Annotated in this window: 20 protein-coding genes and 3 tRNA genes; 17 read left to right on the forward strand and 6 right to left on the reverse strand. The window is 35.9% G+C overall.

Going from position 1 to position 21,781, the window contains the following annotated elements; genetic code table 11:
• The first annotated feature begins 291 nt into the window (after positions 1-291).
• From SBO79_RS06960 to SBO79_RS06990, 7 genes are all read left to right on the forward strand, one after another.
• Positions 292-936, forward strand: coding sequence for a GTPase domain-containing protein (locus SBO79_RS06960; RefSeq protein WP_318639701.1), 645 nt, complete (start codon positions 292-294; stop codon positions 934-936).
• 2 nt (positions 937-938) lie between these two features.
• A complete protein-coding gene (locus tag SBO79_RS06965; RefSeq protein WP_318639702.1) occupies positions 939-1,388 on the forward strand; it encodes a hypothetical protein in 450 nt (149 codons plus the stop codon).
• A gap of 6 nt (positions 1,389-1,394) precedes the next feature.
• Positions 1,395-2,150, forward strand: a complete 756-nt coding sequence (locus tag SBO79_RS06970) for a hypothetical protein (protein WP_318639703.1) — start codon at positions 1,395-1,397, stop codon at positions 2,148-2,150.
• Between the two features lie 219 nt (positions 2,151-2,369).
• The gene (locus SBO79_RS06975; protein WP_318639704.1) at positions 2,370-2,777 is read left to right on the forward strand and encodes a hypothetical protein; all 408 of its coding nucleotides are present in this window, start codon (positions 2,370-2,372) and stop codon (positions 2,775-2,777) included.
• Positions 2,778-3,217: 440 nt separating this feature from the next.
• A complete protein-coding gene (gene ftsY, locus SBO79_RS06980; RefSeq protein WP_318639705.1) occupies positions 3,218-4,171 on the forward strand; it encodes a signal recognition particle-docking protein FtsY in 954 nt (317 codons plus the stop codon).
• A 335-nt stretch (positions 4,172-4,506) separates the two neighbouring features.
• Complete coding sequence (locus tag SBO79_RS06985) at positions 4,507-4,923, forward strand: lipocalin family protein (RefSeq protein WP_318639706.1); 417 nt, start codon at positions 4,507-4,509, stop codon at positions 4,921-4,923.
• Between the two features lies 1 nt (position 4,924).
• A complete protein-coding gene (locus SBO79_RS06990; RefSeq protein WP_318639707.1) occupies positions 4,925-5,221 on the forward strand; it encodes a DciA family protein in 297 nt (98 codons plus the stop codon).
• Positions 5,222-5,293: 72 nt separating this feature from the next.
• On the opposite strand, the gene SBO79_RS06995 is transcribed toward SBO79_RS06990, so the two are convergent.
• Both SBO79_RS06995 and bshC read right to left on the reverse strand, forming a co-directional pair.
• Entirely contained in the window at positions 5,294-5,713 is a 420-nt protein-coding gene (locus SBO79_RS06995) for a nucleoside-diphosphate kinase (RefSeq protein WP_318639708.1), read from the reverse strand.
• 81 nt (positions 5,714-5,794) lie between these two features.
• Entirely contained in the window at positions 5,795-7,384 is a 1,590-nt protein-coding gene (gene bshC / locus SBO79_RS07000; RefSeq protein WP_318639709.1) for a bacillithiol biosynthesis cysteine-adding enzyme BshC, read from the reverse strand.
• A 91-nt stretch (positions 7,385-7,475) separates the two neighbouring features.
• Here bshC and SBO79_RS07005 point away from each other — a divergent pair, with 91 nt between their 5' ends.
• The 5 genes from SBO79_RS07005 to SBO79_RS07025 all read left to right on the forward strand — a co-directional run bounded on the left by SBO79_RS07005 (position 7,476) and on the right by SBO79_RS07025 (position 14,557).
• The gene (locus SBO79_RS07005; RefSeq protein WP_318639710.1) at positions 7,476-9,716 is read left to right on the forward strand and encodes a B12-binding domain-containing radical SAM protein; all 2,241 of its coding nucleotides are present in this window, start codon (positions 7,476-7,478) and stop codon (positions 9,714-9,716) included.
• 78 nt (positions 9,717-9,794) lie between these two features.
• Positions 9,795-10,280: a biotin/lipoyl-containing protein gene (locus tag SBO79_RS07010; RefSeq protein WP_318639711.1), complete on the forward strand. Its 486-nt coding sequence runs from the start codon at positions 9,795-9,797 to the stop codon at positions 10,278-10,280.
• Between the two features lie 3 nt (positions 10,281-10,283).
• Complete coding sequence (locus tag SBO79_RS07015) at positions 10,284-11,726, forward strand: acetyl-CoA carboxylase biotin carboxylase subunit (protein WP_318639712.1); 1,443 nt, start codon at positions 10,284-10,286, stop codon at positions 11,724-11,726.
• Between the two features lie 7 nt (positions 11,727-11,733).
• Positions 11,734-13,275 carry an acyl-CoA carboxylase subunit beta gene (locus tag SBO79_RS07020; RefSeq protein ID WP_318639713.1) on the forward strand — a complete coding sequence of 514 codons (1,542 nt, stop codon included), beginning with the start codon at positions 11,734-11,736 and terminating at the stop codon, positions 13,273-13,275.
• A 277-nt stretch (positions 13,276-13,552) separates the two neighbouring features.
• Complete coding sequence (locus tag SBO79_RS07025) at positions 13,553-14,557, forward strand: LLM class flavin-dependent oxidoreductase (RefSeq protein WP_318639714.1); 1,005 nt, start codon at positions 13,553-13,555, stop codon at positions 14,555-14,557.
• Positions 14,558-14,624: 67 nt separating this feature from the next.
• Here SBO79_RS07025 and rimO read toward each other — a convergent pair whose 3' ends face one another.
• The 3 genes from rimO to SBO79_RS07040 all read right to left on the reverse strand — a co-directional run bounded on the left by rimO (position 14,625) and on the right by SBO79_RS07040 (position 18,933).
• Positions 14,625-15,944 (reverse strand): 30S ribosomal protein S12 methylthiotransferase RimO, encoded by a 1,320-nt coding sequence (gene rimO, locus SBO79_RS07030; protein ID WP_318639715.1) that lies wholly within the window; start codon positions 15,942-15,944, stop codon positions 14,625-14,627.
• A gap of 170 nt (positions 15,945-16,114) precedes the next feature.
• Positions 16,115-17,608, reverse strand: a complete 1,494-nt coding sequence (locus SBO79_RS07035; protein WP_318639716.1) for an OmpP1/FadL family transporter — start codon at positions 17,606-17,608, stop codon at positions 16,115-16,117.
• Between the two features lie 77 nt (positions 17,609-17,685).
• Complete coding sequence (locus tag SBO79_RS07040; protein ID WP_318639717.1) at positions 17,686-18,933, reverse strand: hypothetical protein; 1,248 nt, start codon at positions 18,931-18,933, stop codon at positions 17,686-17,688.
• Between the two features lie 101 nt (positions 18,934-19,034).
• Here SBO79_RS07040 and proS point away from each other — a divergent pair, with 101 nt between their 5' ends.
• The 5 genes from proS to rpsT all read left to right on the forward strand — a co-directional run bounded on the left by proS (position 19,035) and on the right by rpsT (position 21,310).
• A complete protein-coding gene (gene proS / locus SBO79_RS07045) occupies positions 19,035-20,513 on the forward strand; it encodes a proline--tRNA ligase (RefSeq protein ID WP_318639718.1) in 1,479 nt (492 codons plus the stop codon).
• A 77-nt stretch (positions 20,514-20,590) separates the two neighbouring features.
• Positions 20,591-20,662 (forward strand) — tRNA-Glu (locus SBO79_RS07050).
• A gap of 47 nt (positions 20,663-20,709) precedes the next feature.
• Positions 20,710-20,781 (forward strand) — tRNA-Glu (locus tag SBO79_RS07055).
• A gap of 48 nt (positions 20,782-20,829) precedes the next feature.
• Positions 20,830-20,901, forward strand: a tRNA-Glu gene (locus tag SBO79_RS07060).
• 157 nt (positions 20,902-21,058) lie between these two features.
• Positions 21,059-21,310: a 30S ribosomal protein S20 gene (gene rpsT, locus SBO79_RS07065; protein ID WP_318639719.1), complete on the forward strand. Its 252-nt coding sequence runs from the start codon at positions 21,059-21,061 to the stop codon at positions 21,308-21,310.
• Between the two features lie 63 nt (positions 21,311-21,373).
• Here rpsT and SBO79_RS07070 read toward each other — a convergent pair whose 3' ends face one another.
• Positions 21,374-21,778, reverse strand: coding sequence for a response regulator (locus tag SBO79_RS07070; protein WP_318639720.1), 405 nt, complete (start codon positions 21,776-21,778; stop codon positions 21,374-21,376).
• Positions 21,779-21,781: the final 3 nt, after the last annotated feature.

Below are 21,781 nucleotides of genomic sequence, written 5' to 3' on the forward strand. Positions count from 1 at the left end.
TCTTATCGAGTTGGAGATTATGTTTTTGTTATTAAATTCTAAAACCACCCCTTCAGAGGATAGAAGGGTGGTTTTATAGGTTAATGAAAAAGTTCTTGTATGGAATACTATTTTTGAGCCACAATGATGCAAAATATATCTACTTATACACTGTTATTTAATTTGTTAATGTACTTATACAAATAACTTATTTGTGCCGTAGTGAATTGTCCTTACCCTTTTTAAATCAATAATTTCTGTAGTATTAAAAAAAAATAAAAGATTAAAATAACAATATTAATTATAGTAAGTATGACAAATTTGATGATAATACCCTTTTTTCTTCCACTTCTTGCCTGGGCAGCTGTCGCAATAGCAGGTAGCTTATTAGGTGTGGGTGTAATTAGTATGTTCAAAGGAGATACCAATAAGCTTGGGCTTTTAGGAATGCATGCCTCAGGTAAAACTAGATTTTTAAATTTTTTACAAAAAGTACCTTACATTGAAAAAAACTCTGGAAGAGATGATTATGAAGAATTTACATTTACTACTGAGAACCGTAAGAAAATTATAATAAAAGCAGGAGTCGATATTGGTGGAGGTAATATATATAGAAGTAGCTACAATTCAATTATTAAAGACTCAGATGTAGTTTTTTATTTTTTCGATATTGATAAATATTTTAAAAATGAGAAAACAAAAGATAATGAGTTATATCAAAGAGACTGTAATAGTCGCTTCGAGCATGTTTATTCTGAAAGTTTAAAACGTAGTAATATTTTGAAAGTTATTGCAACTCATCGAGATAATTGCAATTTATCAGATGATGAAATGAAATCTAAATTATTTGAAATAATCAGGTATAAAAGTTATAAGAGTATGCTAGAAAACGTGGATTTTATTAATCTGACAAATACTGGAGAAGTTAAGAAATTAGTAAATAAATATTTCAAATAATTATGGAAAGAGTATTAATATCTCAAAATGAGAATAATAATGGTACAGATTATTTAGTGCTTAATGGAACATTAGTAAAGGATTTAGATACTATTGTAGAGTATGGTCGTCTTATAGCTGAAACCGACGCATGGCAGGAGATTTATAAGAATAATTTTATAGATGTCCGAAAATTAAAAAATCAAATTTTAATTAAATCACAGTATATAGATCAAGATATTGCGGGTCGATCAATATATTATATTTATTTAGTTAAAGAATATGATAGTTTTGAGAAAATACTAGAATATTTGAGAAGAGATTCAGAACTACTAGGCAGAAAATTTGATAAAGAAAAAACAGATCAAGTAATTCTTAATTTAAATAATAGTGTTGTTAAAAAAAAAATAGTAAAATATTTAATTTTACTCGCCGCCACCTCGATATTAATATATTATTTTAACAAAAATTAATTTTGTATGAGTCAAAATATACTTCCGCAGACAATATTATTTCAAGACGATGAAAAGTCAATGAATTACAGGTATAAATTAGATTATACTTTAAATAAGGACATCTCAGTAAAATCAATAGAATATGATTTGGAGGAACTGAAAAATAGTGGATTTGAATTATACGGTCCAAGACCGGATAATGATTCCATCTATTATTTGCATCCTTACAAAGATAACGTCTACGTTCACGAAAGTCTCGCTGAAAATTTTCTCATAAATGAAAAGGTGGATCTTTTTAAAAAGGTGGCGGCAGACCTCGGTGCGACATCAATTTCGACTAAAGTTAGCTTCTTAGAAACTAAGAAAATTGTGGTTGACATAAATGGAAAAGTACAAGTTAAAGTTTTTAAGGGCGGAATTGATTCACATAGTGATAAAGTGCAATCTCTAAAAAGTTCCATTGAACGAACTTACAAAATAGAAAAGAGCGACAATTTTGACTTGAATGCTAATATTGACAAGTGGTCAAAGTACATTTGTCATCATAATCTTAAACATGAAACTGATTTAGTGGCGTTGATTGAAGATAGAGATCCGAGAATTTCTGGAAGATATATCACCGAATCAACCGTAAAATCTGAAATGACCGCGGAATACAGCAATTTGTTAAAAGTTTCAGCACAGTTAAGTTCTCCTATTTTCAACGTAAGTTCTGATTTTCAAAGAAGTCTTGAAACTGTCAACAGTGTAAACGTAGAAATTATATTTAAATTTAATTAAATGGTTTACAGGCAGACCCAATTAATATGTTAATTGAATGTGTCAAGATTTAAAGGCCGCAGAGTGAAATTTTAGAAGGATGTCAAAAAGGATTAATCATTACATATGATGCCCTAGATTCAAACATTGATGCAGCTTTAATGTTATAAATTGTCTTAATAAATGCCCCAATCCCACCTCGACAACACCGTAAGAGCTTTATTTTATCAAATTTTATTGATGTCGTCAAAAGACTCTATTCCAGCAGATGTCACGGATAATATTGCCAAATTTTATGAAAGTCATAATTTGTCAAAGGCAGCACGTCTTGAGATTGATACAATACTACAATCTGCGGGTATTTATAAAATCGGAAAAGAAGGAACGGCGATATATATTTTCAAGGTACTCAAATACTATAAATTATCAAATGACGATTCATCTAGATTGTTTAATGCTGCTCGCGATTTAATCACGAGAATACTATTTCGCGAAGAGCTTCAACAACAGTTAGATTTGCTGAAAATAGACATTCATTCACGAGATGTGGAGCTAAAAAACGAAATACGTTTTCTAGAAGACGACATCGCTTGTAGAATTGAATCTCATAATCTCTTCATTGAAAATTGTTTTGCAAGGTCCGTATAGTAGCTTTTATGCACGTATCCTCTTCGGAAAGCAAAAATGTTATTCTACTTAATACAAAAATTTTTCAAGAATTCTCGGGCATATAGTTTCCTAGAAAATCATATCTTCTTTCTGAATTTTTATACGCTGAGTTCTACGAAATGTCCTTCACTTGCTATTGGACAGCCGGTGTAGTATGATTGAGCCCTGAAAGAGCGGCATCAGGAAGCGACGCACTCCATTCCGGGAATCAGGTTTGTATGCAATCTATTCCCATAAACATAATATGTAGCAAAAAGTCGTTCTGGCGAAAGTGCTCGCCCAAAAAAAATCCATGGTGAAAAGGTCAATCATTTATTAAATTGCAATCTGCTGACATTTGTCAGTAAATAAGTGTTCAAAAATGATTAGATTTGACTTTATTTTCAAACGATCGCAATTATTAATTCAGCAGTGTAGCAATGAATTTCTTTAAAAAAATATTTTCTTCCGAAAAGAAAGAGACTTTAGACAAAGGATTAGAGAAATCTAAAACTTCTTTTTTTTCAAAATTAACCAAAGCAGTAGCTGGTAAATCTAAAGTTGATGACGAGGTTCTCGACAATCTTGAAGAAGTTTTGGTGTCGTCGGATGTGGGTGTCAATACGACTCTAAAGATTATTAAGCGTATTGAAGAGCGTGTGGCCGAGGACAAATACGTGGGAACAGAGGAACTGAACAAGATTCTGCGTGAAGAAATAGCAGGCCTATTGTCTGAAAACAATACCGAAGATCAGACCGAATTTGTGATTCCCAAAGGGCCAAAACCCTACGTAATTATGGTGGTTGGAGTCAATGGTGTTGGAAAAACAACTACTATCGGAAAGCTTGCCATGCAGTTTAAAAAAGCTGGATATAAAGTGGTTCTTGGTGCTGCCGATACATTTCGTGCTGCGGCAATTGACCAACTTCAAATTTGGGCAGATCGTTGCGATGTGCCAATTGTAAAGCAAAGTATGGGATCAGATCCTGCATCTGTGGCTTTTGATACACTGCAATCTGCAGTAACTCAAAATGCGGATGTAGTGATTATCGATACTGCGGGAAGGCTTCATAATAAGGTAAACTTGATGAATGAGCTGACAAAGGTGAAGCGTGTAATGCAGAAAGTAATCGTAGATGCACCTCACGAGGTTCTACTAGTTTTGGACGGATCTACTGGTCAAAACGCTTTTGAACAAGCCAAACATTTTACCGTAGCTACAGAAGTAACTGCCCTAGCCGTTACAAAACTTGATGGTACCGCAAAAGGTGGAGTTGTAATCGGAATTTCAGATCAATTTCAGATTCCTGTACGATATATTGGAGTAGGTGAAGGAATTGATGATCTGCAGGTATTTAATAAAGTGGAGTTCGTCGACTCATTCTTTAAGTAGGCTTCGAATGACGGTTTTAGGTTAGGAGAATTTTGCTTTGAAGAATTAAGGTTATTTAAAGATTTAAAAATTTTAAGATTTAAAGATTGGGTTTGAAATAAGTAAAGACTTTTTGATTTTGATCACTTTTGCTTTTTTTAACTCAGGTAATTTTAATATTTAAGCATTTTGAGAATTTAGGAAGCTGAACATTAATTTTTTAGTTTAATTTCTTATCGTTGTACTTTTTCAATTCCGCTTTCTACAATATACATTCATACATTATACAATAGACATTTTTTGAAATCCTACGAATTTTTCAATCTTTCAATCTTTAAATCTTTCAATCCTTCCTTATGAAAAAATTGTTTCTCTTACTATCAGTGGTCTTAATAACCGCCAGCTGCACTCAGAAAATTACTCCTGAAGATATGGAGTTTCTAAATGGCTATTGGGAGATTGAGCAGGTTGTTTTTGCGGATGGCAATCATAAGGATTATAAAGTAAATGAGACAATCGACTTTTTCAAAATTAATGGTGAGAAGGGAATTCGGCAGAAAGTGAAGCCGCAATTTGATGGCAGTTTTATTGATGGACCTTCAGAAGACATACGAATTGAGCATTTGAATGATCAGGTATTCATCCATTACAAAACCGATTTTTCTGAATGGAAAGAACATATAATCGAACTCAATGACAATGATTTCATTGTAGAAAACGAGAAAAAAATTCAATATAAATATAAGAGACACGTTCCGTTTAGCGTTAAGTAGTATGGCAAAGAGAGAGAATAATGAAAATACGGTAGGGGAGATTTTAAAAGGAATTCTGCAAGATAATAGATTGCAACCGGGCCTAGATGAAGTAATAGTGCAAGATGCTTGGCGTAGCTTGATGGGCAATGGTGTAAATACTTATACGCGAAATATCGTACTTAAGAATGGTATTTTGTACGTCGAATTAACATCGGCAGTGCTGAGGGCAGAATTGAGTTTCGGAAAAGATAAGATTGTAAAAATGATTAACGAAGAGCTTCGTCGTGACGTAGTGCAGGAGGTTGTTTTAAGGTAATCAGCTAAATTATAAAATAGAAAAAGCCCGTTTTTAATTCAAAAAACGGGCTTTATTTATTAGGATATAGTCCTAGAATTGCTCTCTTCCAGCAAAGTGGAATGAACCTTCTAATTCTGCATTTTCGTTGCTATCAGATCCGTGCACCGCATTTTCTCCGATTGAAGTTGCGTATCTTTTACGAATAGTTCCTTCGGCTGCATCTGCTGGATTTGTTGCTCCAATAAGATCTCTAAAGTCTTCTACTGCATTGTTTTTTTCAAGAATAGCAGCCACGATTGGACCTCTAGACATAAATTCAACTAGTTCTCCGTAGAAAGGTCTTTCTGCGTGTACTTCGTAAAATTTCTTAGCATCAGTGATTGTAAGTTGAGTCAATTTCATAGAAATGATTTTGAAACCAGCTTCAGTAATCATATTAATAATTCCTCCGATGTGTCCGTTTTGAACAGCATCTGGTTTGATCATTGTAAAAGTTCTGTTAGTTGTCATTTTGTTTAATTTTTTGCAAAAATAGTGTTTTAAACTAAATATTGTTGGTTAAATTTAATTATTTGTTAGCAGTTCGAAAATTTAAAGTACAATGACCTGAAATTCTTGTTCTAGAGGTTTTAATGTTTCCAATAGTTTGACAATCATCTCATCGCCGTAATCAATATAGTATTCCGAAAAGTTTCCTTTGCGCTCTTGCAGACTTTGGTTTGGAAATAGTTCATTTTGTAAGGTTGCAGCTCGATCAAGTTGATCAGCGAATTTGCGTTTCTGAGCCTGTAGAAGTCGCTTTTCTAAATTCTCCAAACCTTTGATTTGCTTTTTTTCTTGTGCAGCCACCGCGCCAAGAAATGCAGGGTCAGTTTGATTTGCAAGTTTGTGTAAGTCGGCAAATTGCGTTCGTAATGTTTCTTTTTGTGAAGTGAAATCGATTGGAAACTCAGAAAGTTTTTTTGCTAAATCCTTTTTCAAATCTTCCTGCTTCATAAACAACTGTTTCCAAGTCAAATCTAGTATATCTGCTTTGTCAGCTTGTTTCTGAGTGGCAAGAAGCACTGAGTTCCGAAGCAGTAACATCGGGAAAGTAATATTGACCGCTTTAAAATATGATTTCAATTCAAGCCAATAAGCCAATTCTCCACCACCACCGATGTAAGTAAGATTAGGAAGAATTATTTCCTGATACAGGGGACGCATTACAACATTTGGCGAAAATCGTTCAGGGTATTGCTCAAGCTCCTCTAAGATTTCCGCTTCAGTGAAAGCTATTTCGGTATTGTTAACGATGAATTTATCTTCTTCTCTAATAACTCTCTCGCGAAGATTATCGTGAAGGTAAAATAGATTTATCTCTCTAGGATTTACTTGTAGATTGTAATTTTTAAAGTACTCAGCGGTTGCCGAAACTTCTTTGAAGCTAGTATTATGTAATAAATCTTGTTCTACAAAAGGAATAAGATATTTCTTTAGTCGGCGATCATCTGAATCTAAAATAACCAAACCGTAGTCTTTGAAAAGTTCATTCGTAAGATAACGAGTGGCATCGGCAAGATTGTCGTGTTCTAAATAAGACTTTTTGAAAAGCTCTTTTAGTTTTTCGGAATTGTCTTGCGGTCCAAGTTTTTCGGCAAATTCTTCAAAAACCTTATCCAATCCTTCGGTAGATAAATGTCCAACTGCGCCGGCGCTTTCTCTATTCCAAGACACTTTTGAAGTTCCGAAATTGAAGTAATTTATTTCCTCAAAATCGTGGTCTTCGGTTGCCATCCAGTAAATAGGAACGAAATCGTAATCCGAATATTTAGCTTTTAAAGTTTTTGCTAGGTTGATGGTCGAAACTATCTTATAAAGGAAGTATAATGGGCCAGTAAATAAATTTAGCTGATGTCCTGTTGTAACCGTAAAAGTCGTTTCGCTTTTCAGCAATTCCATATTTTGCGAAAGCAACTCAGTCTTATCAAGATTTTGATATTGTTCGTTTAAAACTTCAACCAGAGTTGATCGGATTTCGTTATTATAATTCTGCTGTTTTTCTGAAATCTGATCTGCGAAATTTTCCAAAGTTGGAAATCTATTATACAACGATTTAAGTTCAGGATTTTGGTTCAGGTAGTCTATCATTATTGGCGTAAAATAACCTGAATTCTGATAGCTTATACAGTCGTTTGGCATATTTGAAAGTTTCAAGAAAGGTAAAAAAAATGGAAATTCAAAGTTACAATAAAAAATAGTGGAAATACTTTTGAAACTAAATTTTGAGAATATGTTAGTAGTTTCTAATGTCGTATTTTTGCAGCTAATCTTTTCAGTTTTGCATAAAAAAGTCTTTTTAATTACTCCTCCTTTCACGCAGTTAAATACTCCTTATCCCGCCACGGCTTATATTAAGGGGTTTTTGAACACCAAAAATATCAGTTCAAAACAAGCAGATTTGGGAATTGAAGTAATTATTGCTTTGTTTTCTAAAACTGGATTGCAGGATTTGTTTGCTTATATTGATGGAAGAGAATTAGAATTATCTGATAATGCGGCAAGAATAATCGCTTTGCAAGATGATTATATTCGAAGCATCGATTCGGTTATTGCGTTTCTTCAAGGGAAGAATCCGACTTTAGCTCTACAAATTTGTCAAGATAATTATTTACCGGAAGCAAAGCGATTTCAACAATTATCAGATTTAGAATGGGCTTTTGGCGAAATGGGAACTCAGGATAAAGCAAAGCATTTGGCAACATTATTCCTCGAAGATATTTCGGATTTAATTGTTGAATGTGTGGATTCTAACTTTGGCTTTAGCCGATACGCCGAGCGTTTAGGACAAAGTGCGAACAGCTTTGACGAATTATACGATGAACTTCAAAAGCCGCTGACTTATGTTGATCAGATTACTATCAAAGTTCTAAAAAAGCATATAGAATTAGTAAATCCTGAATTATTTCTAATTTCGGTTCCCTTCCCAGGAAATTTATATTCTGCATTCAGATGTGCGCAATGGGTTAAACAAAATTACCCTGCGATCAAAGTTTCGATGGGCGGCGGATTTCCAAATACTGAATTGCGCTCTCTAAAAGATGTTAGAGTTTTTGAGTTTCTAGATTTCATTACTCTTGACGATGGGGAAGTGCCAATTGAGGAATTATTAGAAAATATAGATAATGAAGGTCGAGAAATTTATAAAAGAACTTTTCTTTTAGAGAATAATCAAGTTGTCTACAAAAATAATTCCGCGAAAGCAGATTACAAACAAAGTCAATTAGGAACGCCGGATTATGATGATTTGGCTTTGGATAAATATATTTCTGTTATCGAAATTGTCAATCCAATGCACAGAATGTGGAGCGATGGTCGATGGAATAAGTTGACAATGGCGCACGGTTGCTATTGGGGAAAATGTACTTTCTGTGATATTTCACTTGATTATATAAAAATATACGAACCACTTACTGCCGCAATTATTTGCGATAGAATAGAGGAGTTGATCGAGAAAACCGGGCAAAACGGTTTTCACTTTGTTGACGAAGCCGCGCCGCCAGCTCTTATGCGTGCGATGGCAATCGAAATCCTAAAACGCGGAATCAGTGTTACTTGGTGGGCAAATATCCGTTTCGAAAAAAGTTTTACTGCCGATTTGTGCAAGCTGCTCAAAGCTTCTGGCTGTATTGCAGTTTCGGGCGGACTTGAAGTTGCTTCGGATAGACTTTTGGAATTAATCAAAAAAGGAGTTACGGTTTCGCAAGTGGCTCAGGTAACCGCGAATTTTACCGATGCGGGAATTATGGTACACGCTTATTTGATGTACGGATTTCCAACTCAAACAATTCAGGAAACGGTGGATAGTTTGGAAATGGTGCGGCAGCTTTTCGAAATTGGAGTTATACAGTCCGGATTTTGGCATCAGTTTGCAATGACTGCGCATAGTCCGGTGGGAATGTTTCCAGACGAATACAACGTAATTGCTGATACTAACGAAATCACTTTCGCCAATAACGATGTTCAGTTTACCGATAAATCAGGAATCGATCACGAGCAATTTAGTTTTGGTCTTCGCAAATCACTCTTTAATTTTATGCACGGAATCTGTTTTGAGTATCCATTACAAGATTGGTTTGAGTTTAAAATTCCAAGAAGTACGATTCCGCACGATTTTATTGCCAATGCCATCGAAGAAGGAAATTCACGAGAAGTTAAGGGAAGTGCAAAATTGGTATATATAGGAGGGAAGCCTACGATTTCTAATTTTACAAAATCTAAAAAAGGAAAATCTTGGGAAATGAGCTCGCTGACTTTCCATGCAAAAAAAGAAAGTTATTCTATTCAGACTGCGCAAGACGAAGGAAAATGGATTTTAGAAATTTTGCCTCAACTTTCGGTTAAGAATTCGAAATTATTGACTTTTCAGGATTTGCAAAAGAATTACGAAGAATCAGGATTAGAGAATTTCGAATTATTCTGGCAGAGTAGGGCGGTTCAGAAAATACGAGAAAACGGACTCCTTATATTATAGGAAGATCTGCTTTCAAAGCAAATAACATTATAAAACAATATCTTTTCAATACTTTTACATTTTAAAAAATACTATTAAATGAGTGAAAAATATCAAATAAAAGTTAATAATACGTTCGACTTTGAGTTTACGAAAGCCGATTTGGATCAGCTAGATGCAATCGATACCGGTCGTAATTCATTGCACGTATTATCAGAAAATACTCCTTACGAAGCTGAAATTATAGCCGCTGATTTTAATCACAAAAAGTATACTGTTGCTGTTTCAGGCAACAATTACGAAGTGGAAATTAGCAACGAACTTGATGTACTTATCAAAGATATGGGCTTCGAAATCGGCGCAACCAAAGAAATCAATATGATTATGGCGCCAATGCCAGGACTTATTCTTGAAATCTCGGTAACTGAAGGTCAAGAAGTGAAGCAAAATGATCATCTTTTGATTCTTGAAGCAATGAAAATGGAAAATAGTTTCCTATCTCCAAGAGATGGAATTATCAAATCTATTGCCGTTGTCAAAGGAGATGCAGTGGACAAAGGGCAGTTATTAATCGAATTCGAATAGAAGATGAAAAAAATATTAGTAGCCAATCGAGGCGAAATTGCAATACGAGTAATGAAGTCTGCCCAGAAAATGGGAATAAAAACGGTAGCAGTTTATTCGACTGCCGATAGAAATGCTCCTCACGTTAAGTTTGCAGATGAGGCAGTTTGGATTGGAGAATCACCTTCAAATCAATCCTACCTCTTAGGAGATAAAATTATTGAAGTTGCCAAATCTCTCAACGTCGATGCTATTCACCCAGGATACGGTTTTCTTAGTGAAAATGCAGATTTTGCTGAGTCAGTTGAGAAAAACGGAATGATTTGGATTGGACCAAAATCTGCGGCAATTAGAGTAATGGGAAGTAAATTGGCTGCCAAAGACGCAGTTAAAGATTACAATATTCCGATGGTACCAGGACTTGACGAAGCGATTACCGATGTTGAAGCAGCAAAGAAAACTGCGGTTGAAGTTGGTTTTCCAATTCTAATTAAAGCTTCTGCCGGTGGTGGAGGTAAAGGAATGAGAATTGTAGAAAACGAAGCTGAATTTGAAAGTCAGATGAACAGAGCAATCAGCGAGGCGACAAATGCCTTTGGTGATGGATCTGTTTTTATTGAAAAATATATTGGATCTCCGCGACACATTGAGATTCAGATTATGGCAGACAGTCACGGAAATATTCTCTATTTATTCGAAAGAGAATGTAGTATTCAGCGACGTCACCAGAAGGTGGTTGAAGAAGCTCCTTCTGCGGTTTTAACTCCAGAATTGAGAAAGAAAATGGGAGAAGCGGCAGTTCTGGTTGCGAAATCTTGCGATTATTTAAATGCTGGAACAGTTGAATTTCTATTAGACGAAAATAATAATTTCTACTTTTTAGAAATGAACACACGTCTTCAAGTTGAGCATCCTGTAACAGAAATTATTACTCAATTAGACCTTGTCGAAATGCAAATTAAAATTGCAAGAGGCGAGGCGATGACCATAAAACAAGAGGATTTAAAAATTTACGGACACGCAATCGAACTTCGAGTGTATGCCGAAGATCCGTTAAATGACTTCTTGCCAAGTGTTGGACATCTTGACGTTTACAAACTTCCAGTTGGCGAAGGAATTCGCGTTGATAACGGATTTGAGCAAGGAATGGATATTCCAATTTATTACGATCCAATGCTAGCGAAGTTGATCACCTATGCGGATACTCGCGAAGAAGCAATTCAGTTAATGATCAAAGCAATTTCTGATTATAAGGTTGAAGGTGTAAGTACAACTTTACCTTTTGGGAAATTTGTTTGCGAGCACGAAGCTTTTAGATCTGGAAATTTCGATACAAATTTCGTGAAGAAATACTACGATGTCGAAACTTTGAAAAATGTTCATAATCAAGAAGCAAAACTTGCGGCTATGATTGCATTGCAAAGGTATTTCCAAGATCAGAAAATATTGACAATTCCAAATTCTTAAAAACACTATGAAGTCTAAAATAGATACATTAAACGAGCAGATTGCCAAAGCTCATTTGGGCGGTGGAACTAAGCGTATAGAAAAACAGCACGAAAAGAAAAAATTGACTGCCAGAGAGCGTGTCAATTATTTGATGGACGAAGGTTCATTTGAAGAAATCGGAATGCTCGTTACACACCGTACGCACGATTTTGGAATGCAGAAAGAAATTTATCCTGGAGACGGAGTGATTACTGGTTACGGAACCATAAACGGCAGAATGGTTTATGTTTTCGCTCAGGATTTTACCGTTTTTGGAGGTGCATTATCAGAAACACACGCAGAGAAAATTTGCAAAGTAATGGATATGGCGGTCAAAAATGGCGCGCCAATGATTGGTCTTAACGATTCTGGAGGAGCGAGAATTCAAGAAGGAGTGCGCTCGCTTGGAGGTTACGCCGATATATTTTTCAGAAATGTTCAGTCAAGTGGTGTGATTCCACAGATATCTGCAATTATGGGCCCATGCGCCGGTGGTGCCGTTTATTCGCCTGCGATGACAGATTTTACGATGATGGTCGAAGGCACAAGTTATATGTTTGTGACTGGTCCATCGGTGGTAAAAACGGTTACTAACGAAACTGTAACTGCCGAAGAATTGGGTGGTGCAAGCACGCATTCTACTAAATCTGGGGTTGCGCACATCACATCAGACAACGATATCGAGTGTCTTGAAGACATCAAAAAGTTGCTTTCGTATATGCCACAGAGCAATAAAGAGACGACTGCAAAAATCCCATATACGCTTCAAAATGAAGTTAGAACGAAGCTTGACAACATAATTCCTGACAATCCGAACAAACCTTACGATATGCACGAGGTGATTAACGGAATTATCGATGAGGATAGTTTTTACGAAATTCATAAGAATTACGCAGAGAATATCATCGTCGGTTTCTGCCGAATTGGTGGCCGTAGCGTTGGCGTTGTTGCCAATCAGCCGTTATATCTTGCTGGAGTTTTGGACGTAAATAGTTCCAAAAAAGCTGCACGTTTCACACGTTTCTGCGACAGCTTCAATATTCCATTGCTCGTTTTGGTTGATGTTCCAGGATTTTTGCCGGGTACAGATCAGGAATGGAACGGAATCATCGTTCACGGTGCTAAGTTGTTGTACGCTTTGAGCGAGGCCACCGTGCCTAGAATTACTGTGATTACCCGTAAAGCTTACGGTGGCGCGTACGATGTGATGAATTCAAAACACATTGGTGCCGATATGAACTTTGCTTGGCCAAGTGCCGAAATTGCGGTTATGGGTGCCAAAGGTGCGAGTGAAATTATCTTTAAAAAGGAAATTGGTGAAGCTGAAGATCCTGCTCAAAAGCTTCTTGAAAAAGAGGCAGAGTACGCAAATCTTTTCGCAAATCCATACATTGCTGCCCAGCGTGGTTTTGTGGATGAAATCATAATTCCTAGTGATACTCGACGTAAATTGATCAAAGCATTCAGTATGTTGGAAAATAAAGTAGTGGTTTTGCCAAATAGAAAGCACGGAAATATTCCGTTGTAGAATTTTTTTTTGGAGCTATTTCCCGCTTTCCGTTCCAATCTTTTTGGGCAGAAAAAGCCCAAAAAGGATTTCCACTGCAATCGGGGCTAGGGCTCTCCGTATTTCAAGATATTGAATCCTAAACCCGAAAATAATTACAAGAATCAAAACCTGTTTATGAAAGTAAGCAGGTTTTTTTGTGGCGAAAACCCTTTGTAACTCTCATTTGTATTTCAATTAACAGCCGAAGTTTTTTGCAACAGTAAAGAAGGCTTAAATTTGTGAAAAGAAAAAAAAGATGTCAAAAAAAATTCTGCTTTCCATTTTGGATCTTGCTGTAGTCAACGATTCTGACACCGCATCAAACGCATTACAAAGAACAAAACTACTAGCTCAACACGCCGATAAATTAGGATACGAACGTTTTTGGGTTGCCGAACATCATAATATGGCACATATTGCCAGCTCTGCAACCGCAATTTTAATTGGATATTTAGCTTCAAATACAGAAAGAATTCGAGTAGGGTCTGGTGGGATTATGTTGCCAAACCACGCACCGTTAATTATTGCCGAACAATTTGGAACTTTGCAATTATTACACAAAGGCCGAATCGACTTAGGTTTAGGTCGCGCTCCCGGAACAGATCAACTAACTGCTCAAGCAATCAGATCTGACTTTTTCGAACAAGCACAACACTTCCCCCGCAACGTTAGTGAACTTCAAAGATATTTCTCCGCCTCAAATTCAACTGCAAAAGTTCGAGCTTTCCCAGGAGAAGGAGTAGACGTGCCGATTTGGATTCTTGGTTCAAGCACCGAAAGTGCTGCTCTTGCCGCCGCTTCTGGATTGCCTTATGCTTTTGCGGGACATTTTGCGCCAAGACAAATGTATCAAGCTTTTGAAGTTTATAAATCGAATTTTATTCCTTCAGTTCATCTTAGTAGTCCAAAAGTGATGGCTTGTGTGAATGCAGTTGCCGCAGACACCAATGAAGAAGCTGAATTGCTTTCTTCAAGTTTACTGCAGATGTTTAGAAACTTAGTAACGAATAACAGAAAAGGCCTGCAAAAGCCAGTGGCAAATTTTGTAGATCAAATGTCAGAAGAAGAGCGTTTCCACGTTGGACAAATGACTGCCTGCTCTTTTGTAGGTGATCAGGCAAGTATCACTAAACAACTCAAAGAGTTTATTAATTATACTGGGGCGGACGAAATTATGATTACAAGTCCTATCTATGATATGGACGCCAAACTTCACAGTATGGATATTATGAAAACGGTAATCGACAGTATAAATGAATAACAAAATCAATTTCAAAAAAAAATCCTCTTGAAAAAGAGGATTTTTTTTTTGAAATATTTTAAAGCAATTATTTAACGACTGCTTCTCCGTAAAGGTCAAATTCTGTAGCTTCGGTAATTAGAATATCTACAAATTCTCCTGTTTTCAAATATGTTTTAGATGCATCGATCAAAACTTCGTTATCAACATCTGGACTATCAAATTCAGTACGACCTACAAAGTGAGATCCTTCTTTTCTATCGATAATACATTTGAAAACTTTACCAACTTTTTCTTGATTTAGATCCCACGAAATTTGCGATTGCAATTCCATAATCTCATTTGCTCTAGCTTGTTTTACATCAGCAGGAACATCATCTTCAAGTAAATAAGCGTGGGTATTTTCTTCGTGAGAATAAGCAAAACAGCCCATTCTATCAAATTTCATTTCTTGTACCCAGTCTTTCAACGTATTAAAGTCTTCCTGAGTTTCGCCAGGATATCCAACAATTAGAGTTGTTCTAATTGCGATTCCAGGAACTCTCTCTCTAAAGTCTTTCAGAAGTTTAGTAGTTTTTTCTTGAGTTGTACCACGACGCATTGATTTCAAAACTGAATCAGAAATATGCTGAAGCGGAATGTCGATATAGTTACAAATCTTCGGTTCGCGTTTCATTAGATCTAAAACGTCCATCGGGAAACCTGTAGGGAAAGCGTAGTGAAGACGAATCCACTCAATACCTTCAACAGCTGCAAGAGCTTCAAGAAGTTCGGCAAGATTTCGTTTTTTATAAAGATCTAAACCATAATAAGTAAGATCCTGAGCGATAAGAATTAATTCCTTCACGCCATTTTTTGCAAGACCTTTTGCTTCGTTAACCAATTTTTCAATGGGTTGAGAAACGTGTGCTCCACGCATCAAAGGAATTGCGCAAAAACTACACGGACGATCACATCCTTCGGCAATTTTTAAATAGGCATAGTTTTTAGGAGTTGTTGTAAGACGTTCTCCCAAAAGTTCGTGTTTATAATCTGCACCAAGTGCTTTTAAAAGTAAAGGCAATTCGGTAGTTCCAAAATACTGATCCACGTTCGGTATCTCTTTTTCAAGATCTGGACGATATCTTTCAGACAAGCATCCTGTAACGAATACTTTATCTACAAGTCCTTTTGCTTTTTTGTCGGCATATTCAAGGATCATATTTACAGACTCTGCTTTTGCATTGTCTATAAATCCGCAAGTATTGATGACAATAATATTGCCTTCATTTTCCGGAGCTGCCTCATGTTCAACATCTTTTCCACTTGCTTTAAGCTGTCCCATCAATACCTCACTATCGTAGACATTTTTTGAGCATCCTAAAGTGATGACATTTATTTTATTCTTTTTTAAAGACTTGGTTCTCATGTATTTGTAAATTGGAGTGCAAAATTACAACTTTAAAAGTGATTAGTTATAATTGTTTGAAGAAAATTGGCATTAAGCTCATTGTCCTAAGACTTTTAGATTCAGAATGATGCAAAATAAAAGGCCGCTGAAAATGTTCAGCGGCCCTCTTAAACTATTACTTAATATTTTTATAATTCAAATATTAGCGAAAGCGAAACATTATTATTTACCGAACTAATATTTGCTCCATCCGTAAAACCTTGATTTAAAAATGCTTGCTGATTATCTCTTTCAAAATAATTGTAAGCAAGATCTACTTTTGTTCCACCAAAATCATATCCTAAACCAGCAGAATATCCGGTAAGATCACCCATTAAGTTTTTGTCTTTATAGGGACTTTGTTCCATTCTATATCCAGCACGAAGACTCAATTGTTTAATTCTATGCTCAGCACCAATTCTGATTTCTGATGAATTATCTAGAATTTGAGACATTGCATTGTTTACTCCTGTAAATTCATTTTTGGGTTTAAAAGTAGTTGTACTATAATCTTTAATTGAATAATCAACACTAATTAAGCTAGTTGTTCCAATTACATATGCCGCACTTCCAGTCCATTTCCCTGGCGTTTGAAGTTTATATACGTCATAAGCTACTGTAATGCGTGGATTGACAGTTGTGTTTGTCTCAACATCGTCTATGTAATGTTTACTAGATACTGCTTGCGAAATTTCGTCATTAAGAGAATACCAAGTTGGAGAATCGTAGGCCAGACCTAAACGAAGACCGTCAGTGACTTTTGCAATACCTCCCAATTGGAATGAGAATCCAGAACCATAAGTGTAAAGTTCATTGTTGAATCTTAATTTACTTACTCCATTACTTCCACCATTATTATTGCTTTCATACACAGAAGTTGATTGTCTAAAATCTGTAAAATGTGAATTTAAATTCAAACCAAAATAATATTTATCATCATAAGATGTAGCTATATTAAAATTCAACTTGCCATTAAATCCCGTAGTAGCGACGGCATTTTCTTGGTAAAAGTTGCCACCTGCAAGAACGTTGCTAGTATATTGAGAATTATTCAAATCACTTGTTACAGGATTGATTAGATAAGCTTGGTAACCTAAAAATGCTTGCGCGGCACCATAATTTAAATTCTCATAATATGAAGATTCCAAGGTGTTTAAAGATATTCCACTTTGGTCTGCATAGCTTAAGAAATAATCAACAATCGAGTTGTTGGGATTTGTTCCAGCTGAAAATAGTGAATTACGAAAATTATTTATGCTTTCGTAGTTGACAGAAAGTGCTACTTTTTTCCACTTACTATTTGCATTATCATTTTTAAAAACGAAAACAGCGCCACCCTGACTCAAATCTATAGAGTTTTCTTTTGAATCTGTTTTTGAACCAAAGTAAGTAGATTCATTCTTTTTGTTTAAACTTCCTAATGTGATTCCAACTTGGCTCGTTGCAAAAACTGCCGATCCCGCGGGATTTATATTTATTGCCGAAAAATCGCCTCCGAGAGCTCCAAAGGCACCGCTCATAGCTCTAAAACGTGAGGTTCCACTTAAGTTTTCTTGGCTGTATCTAATTGCGTCAGTGATATCTTGTGCCTGCAACGCAGAAAACCCGAACAAAGCCACTGCAAAAGTTACATATTTTTTCATTGTGTATCGTGTTTGTTGTTTAAATAAAATACCTACTCGAAGTAAATTCCAGTAGGTATTTAATAAATATTTGCTGTTTATCTTCTACCGCTGCTACTTCTAGATGAGCCACTATTGCCACCGCTACTTCTCATAGTACCGCTAGAATTACTTCTCATTGTTCCAGTATTATTAGAACCACTGTTATAATTAGAATTGCTTCTTTGTGGAGCCGTCTGCTGCTGAGGAGTCGGTTGATATTGTTGTGCAGGTTGACTTCTCTGTGGAGTGTAGGGTCTTTGAGTATTATTATATTGTCTTGGAGTAGGAGGCGTAATTGGCCTCTGCGGACTATAATTAGGACGTACTGTACCTTGTGTTCTTTGTGGAGTAACAGGTCTCTGAGTATTGTCTACTCCAGAAGGGACAGGTCTAGTAGTCGAATTGCCTCTCGTAGGAGTTACTGGTCTCACTGAATTGTCTCTTACAGTTGGCACCGGTCTCACAGAAGAATTATCTCTGATAGTATTTGGTCTAACAGTATTATCTCTTTCAGATGGCACTGGTCTTGCGGTTGAATTACCACGAACCGTATTTGTAGCATCATTTCTACTCTGACCTTCATATATAGACGAACTTCTAATTGGAGACGTCACTGAGCTACCAGTAGGGGAAATTGAAGATCGGCGGCTGGTATTAAAACGATCGCCATTCTGATAAGAAGATCCTCTTCTTCCGCTTTGGTGAACATAATTATTTCCGTAATAGTAGTTATTTCCGTAGTAATTGTTTCCATAGTAATTACCATAATACCCACCATAGTAATTATTAAAACCATAATAAGGATTATAGAATGGGCTATAAAAGCCTATTCCCCAAGATGGTCCATAATATCCACCCCATCCTCCGTATCCAGGACCATACCATGGATAATAACTGCCAGTATACCAATAGTTACTCCAATAATATGGAGAGTTCCAACTATTGCCATATACATTAACGGTTATATTATCAGAGTTACTTCCCCAAGCAGGGTATCCTTGATTATAACCCTCTTGTGCTACACTTTGAGTATTATCTACTACACTATTATAGGAATCAACATCTGTAAATATTTCACTATTTTCCTCATTTAGAGCACTAAAGTATTCTTTATATTCAATAGCTTGGAGGTTTTGACCGTCATCGTAATTGTTATTTTCACGATTTGCGGTACCTCCATAAATGCCATCTCGGTCGTAATAAGAACTATTTGAGTAAGTTCCACAAGAAGCGACAGAAATGGCTAACAATCCAAGAATAAGATATCTTGATAGTTTTAAATTAGAAATGGTATAAGTTTTCATATCTGTTAGCTTTTTTATTGTTGCACATTACAAAAATAGTTAGTTTTGTCGAACTATTTAATGTGATAAAAATAAACAATTTTTGTGCCAAAGTATTCAATATGAGCAAGAACTTAACAACGAGAGAAGAAGATTATTCCAAGTGGTATAATGAGTTAGTGGTAAAAGCAGATTTGGCCGAAAATTCAGCAGTACGTGGGTGTATGGTAATTAAGCCTTATGGCTATGCTATTTGGGAAAAGATGCAGGCTGAATTAGATAAAAAATTTAAAGAAACGGGTCATGAAAATGCATACTTCCCTCTATTTGTACCCAAAAGTATGTTTGAGGCAGAAGAAAAAAATGCTGAAGGTTTTGCAAAGGAATGCGCAGTGGTTACACATTATAGATTAAAAAACGATCCTGATAATCCGGGGAAACTAATGGTGGATCCTAATGCCAAATTAGAGGAAGAGCTAATTGTTCGGCCTACGAGTGAAGCAATAATCTGGTCTACTTATAAAGGATGGGTGCAGTCTTACCGAGATTTACCACTTTTAATAAATCAGTGGGCAAACGTTGTACGCTGGGAAATGAGAACTAGATTGTTTTTACGAACTGCCGAATTCTTATGGCAAGAAGGACACACTGCACACGCAACTAAAAAAGAAGCAGTAGCCGAATCTGTTCAGATGATGCATGTCTATGCTGACTTTGCCGAAAATTTTATGGCAATGCCGGTTGTAAAAGGTGTAAAATCTGAAAGTGAACGTTTTGCCGGAGCAGAGGAGACCTATTGTATAGAAGCTTTGATGCAGGATGGAAAGGCTTTGCAAGCAGGTACTTCACACTTTCTAGGACAAAATTTTGCAAAGGCCTTCGATGTGAAGTTTGCTAATGCCGAAGGGTCACAAGAATATGTTTGGGGGACATCTTGGGGGGTTTCTACAAGACTAATGGGAGCACTTATAATGACTCATTCAGATGATAAGGGTTTGGTCTTGCCTCCAACACTAGCACCAATACAAATTGTAATTGTGCCAATTTATAAAAATGACGAAGAGTTTGAAGCGGTATCTGCAGTTGCAAATACATTGGTAAGTCAATTTAAGAAATTAAGCCTTTCGGTAAAATTCGATAATCGCACCACTCAAAAACCAGGTTTCAAGTTTGCAGAATGGGAATTAAAAGGAGTTCCTGTCCGAATAGCAATCGGACCAAAAGATTTGCAAAATGGTACTTTCGAAGTAGCTAGACGCGATAATTTAAGCAAAGAAATAGTTTTAAAGGATGAGATAGTTAATCATGTTAGTGATCTATTAGATACAATTCAAGCTGCATTATTCAACAAAGCACTTGATTACAGAAATACTCATATTACTGAGGTTGAAACTTTTGACGAGTTCAAAGAAGTTTTAGACAACAAAGGAGGCTTCATTTCTGCTCATTGGGATGGTACTGCAGAGAGTGAAGAAAAGATCAAAGAATTGACCAAAGCTACGATTCGTTGCATTGCTTTAGATCGTAAAGAAGAGGCGGGAAGCTGTGTGTTTACGGGTAATCCATCGCAAGGAAGAGTGCTTTTTGCGAAAGCTTATTAAAAATTTTAATTTTTTTTACTTGTACTATTGTACGAGTCAAAAATAGGTGTATCTTTGCAACCGCAATAGAGAAGTAAGGCCCGTTCGTCTATCGGTTAGGACGCATGGTTTTCATCCATGTAAGAGCGGTTCGATTCCGCTACGGGCTACTATTTTTTTCGTTTGCAAAGATGTCCTTAACTTTAAAAGGAATAATGGCCCGTTCGTCTATCGGTTAGGACGCATGGTTTTCATCCATGTAAGAGCGGTTCGATTCCGCTACGGGCTACAACAGTAATCAGATACGATTAATTGTTTTTAAAACCTAGGTGATACTGGTCCGTTCGTCTAGGGGTTAGGACGCCAAGATTTCGTCTTGGTAACAGGGGTTCGATTCCCTTACGGACTACTGAATTAGTTGTAAATAAGTTTTATAAAATAAAAAGCTGGTGTCTCGGAGTTTTATTTTATTAGTTAAAACCAAAGTGATTGTCAAACAATTGTGGGAGGTTTTTCTTTTTTAACTAGTATATAAATTATTATTACATCTAAAAAATTAAAACGAAATGGCAAATCATAAGTCAGCATTAAAAAGAATTAGAAGCAACGACAAGAAAAGAGTATTAAACAGATACCAGCATAAAACAACTCGTAATGCAATTAAAGCATTAAGACTTGCAACTGAAAAGGAAGATGCTACTGCAAAATTATCTGGAGTTGTTTCAATGATTGATAAATTAGCTAAAAAGAATATCATACATAATAACAAAGCTTCAAACCTTAAATCAAAATTAACTAAGCACGTTGCAAAATTGTAATATCTGTTAATTTAAAATATTAAAAACCTCAGTTTTACTGGGGTTTTTTTATATCTAGTACTTTTATTTAGTTGATAATAATCTAGTTATTTCGTCTAAAGAGGTTTTGGTAATAGGTTTTGAAATGAAAGTTAATACTGAAGAGAATTCCTTAGTTCTATTGACATCTTCAGGATCAATCGTCGATGATAATACAACAATTTTAGTGTCAATAAAGACTGAAGCAAAATTTCTCTCGTAGATTTCTAAGAATTCCCACCCATTCATAATAGGCATATTTAAGTCTAAAAGAATTATTTCGGGGTAGGTAATAGTTTCAGCTTTAATGATACCTTCTAAAAAGCTCAATGCGCTTTTGCCATTATTTGCCGAATCTGTCTGGGCCGCAAAATCAGAGCGCTCTATAACTTTGCTACAGAGCATTACACTTATAGGATCATCATCTATACAAAGTACTTTTTCTAGCATGAC

Origin of the sequence: Flavobacterium ardleyense (genome assembly GCF_033547075.1) — a bacterium.
GTDB classification, from domain to species: Bacteria; Bacteroidota; Bacteroidia; order Flavobacteriales; family Flavobacteriaceae; genus Flavobacterium; species Flavobacterium ardleyense_A.

Excerpts from the sequence above, each read along its gene's own strand:
- SBO79_RS07020 (WP_318639713.1), top strand. The coding sequence starts at position 11,734 with ATGAAGTCTAAAATAGATACATTAAACGAGCAGATTGCCAAAGCTCAT.
- SBO79_RS06965 (WP_318639702.1), top strand. The coding sequence starts at position 939 with ATGGAAAGAGTATTAATATCTCAAAATGAGAATAATAATGGTACAGAT.
- SBO79_RS07025 (WP_318639714.1), top strand. The coding sequence starts at position 13,553 with ATGTCAAAAAAAATTCTGCTTTCCATTTTGGATCTTGCTGTAGTCAAC.
- proS (WP_318639718.1), top strand. The coding sequence starts at position 19,035 with ATGAGCAAGAACTTAACAACGAGAGAAGAAGATTATTCCAAGTGGTAT.
- SBO79_RS06975 (WP_318639704.1), top strand. The coding sequence starts at position 2,370 with ATGTCGTCAAAAGACTCTATTCCAGCAGATGTCACGGATAATATTGCC.
- SBO79_RS06985 (WP_318639706.1), top strand. The coding sequence starts at position 4,507 with ATGAAAAAATTGTTTCTCTTACTATCAGTGGTCTTAATAACCGCCAGC.
- SBO79_RS07040 (WP_318639717.1), bottom strand. The coding sequence starts at position 18,933 with ATGAAAACTTATACCATTTCTAATTTAAAACTATCAAGATATCTTATT.
- SBO79_RS06970 (WP_318639703.1), top strand. The coding sequence starts at position 1,395 with ATGAGTCAAAATATACTTCCGCAGACAATATTATTTCAAGACGATGAA.
- ftsY (WP_318639705.1), top strand. The coding sequence starts at position 3,218 with ATGAATTTCTTTAAAAAAATATTTTCTTCCGAAAAGAAAGAGACTTTA.
- bshC (WP_318639709.1), bottom strand. The coding sequence starts at position 7,384 with ATGCCAAACGACTGTATAAGCTATCAGAATTCAGGTTATTTTACGCCA.
- SBO79_RS07035 (WP_318639716.1), bottom strand. The coding sequence starts at position 17,608 with ATGAAAAAATATGTAACTTTTGCAGTGGCTTTGTTCGGGTTTTCTGCG.
- SBO79_RS07010 (WP_318639711.1), top strand. The coding sequence starts at position 9,795 with ATGAGTGAAAAATATCAAATAAAAGTTAATAATACGTTCGACTTTGAG.
- SBO79_RS06990 (WP_318639707.1), top strand. The coding sequence starts at position 4,925 with ATGGCAAAGAGAGAGAATAATGAAAATACGGTAGGGGAGATTTTAAAA.
- rimO (WP_318639715.1), bottom strand. The coding sequence starts at position 15,944 with ATGAGAACCAAGTCTTTAAAAAAGAATAAAATAAATGTCATCACTTTA.
- rpsT (WP_318639719.1), top strand. The coding sequence starts at position 21,059 with ATGGCAAATCATAAGTCAGCATTAAAAAGAATTAGAAGCAACGACAAG.
- SBO79_RS06995 (WP_318639708.1), bottom strand. The coding sequence starts at position 5,713 with ATGACAACTAACAGAACTTTTACAATGATCAAACCAGATGCTGTTCAA.
- SBO79_RS07070 (WP_318639720.1), bottom strand. The coding sequence starts at position 21,778 with ATGCTAGAAAAAGTACTTTGTATAGATGATGATCCTATAAGTGTAATG.
- SBO79_RS07015 (WP_318639712.1), top strand. The coding sequence starts at position 10,284 with ATGAAAAAAATATTAGTAGCCAATCGAGGCGAAATTGCAATACGAGTA.
- SBO79_RS06960 (WP_318639701.1), top strand. The coding sequence starts at position 292 with ATGACAAATTTGATGATAATACCCTTTTTTCTTCCACTTCTTGCCTGG.
- SBO79_RS07005 (WP_318639710.1), top strand. The coding sequence starts at position 7,476 with ATGTTAGTAGTTTCTAATGTCGTATTTTTGCAGCTAATCTTTTCAGTT.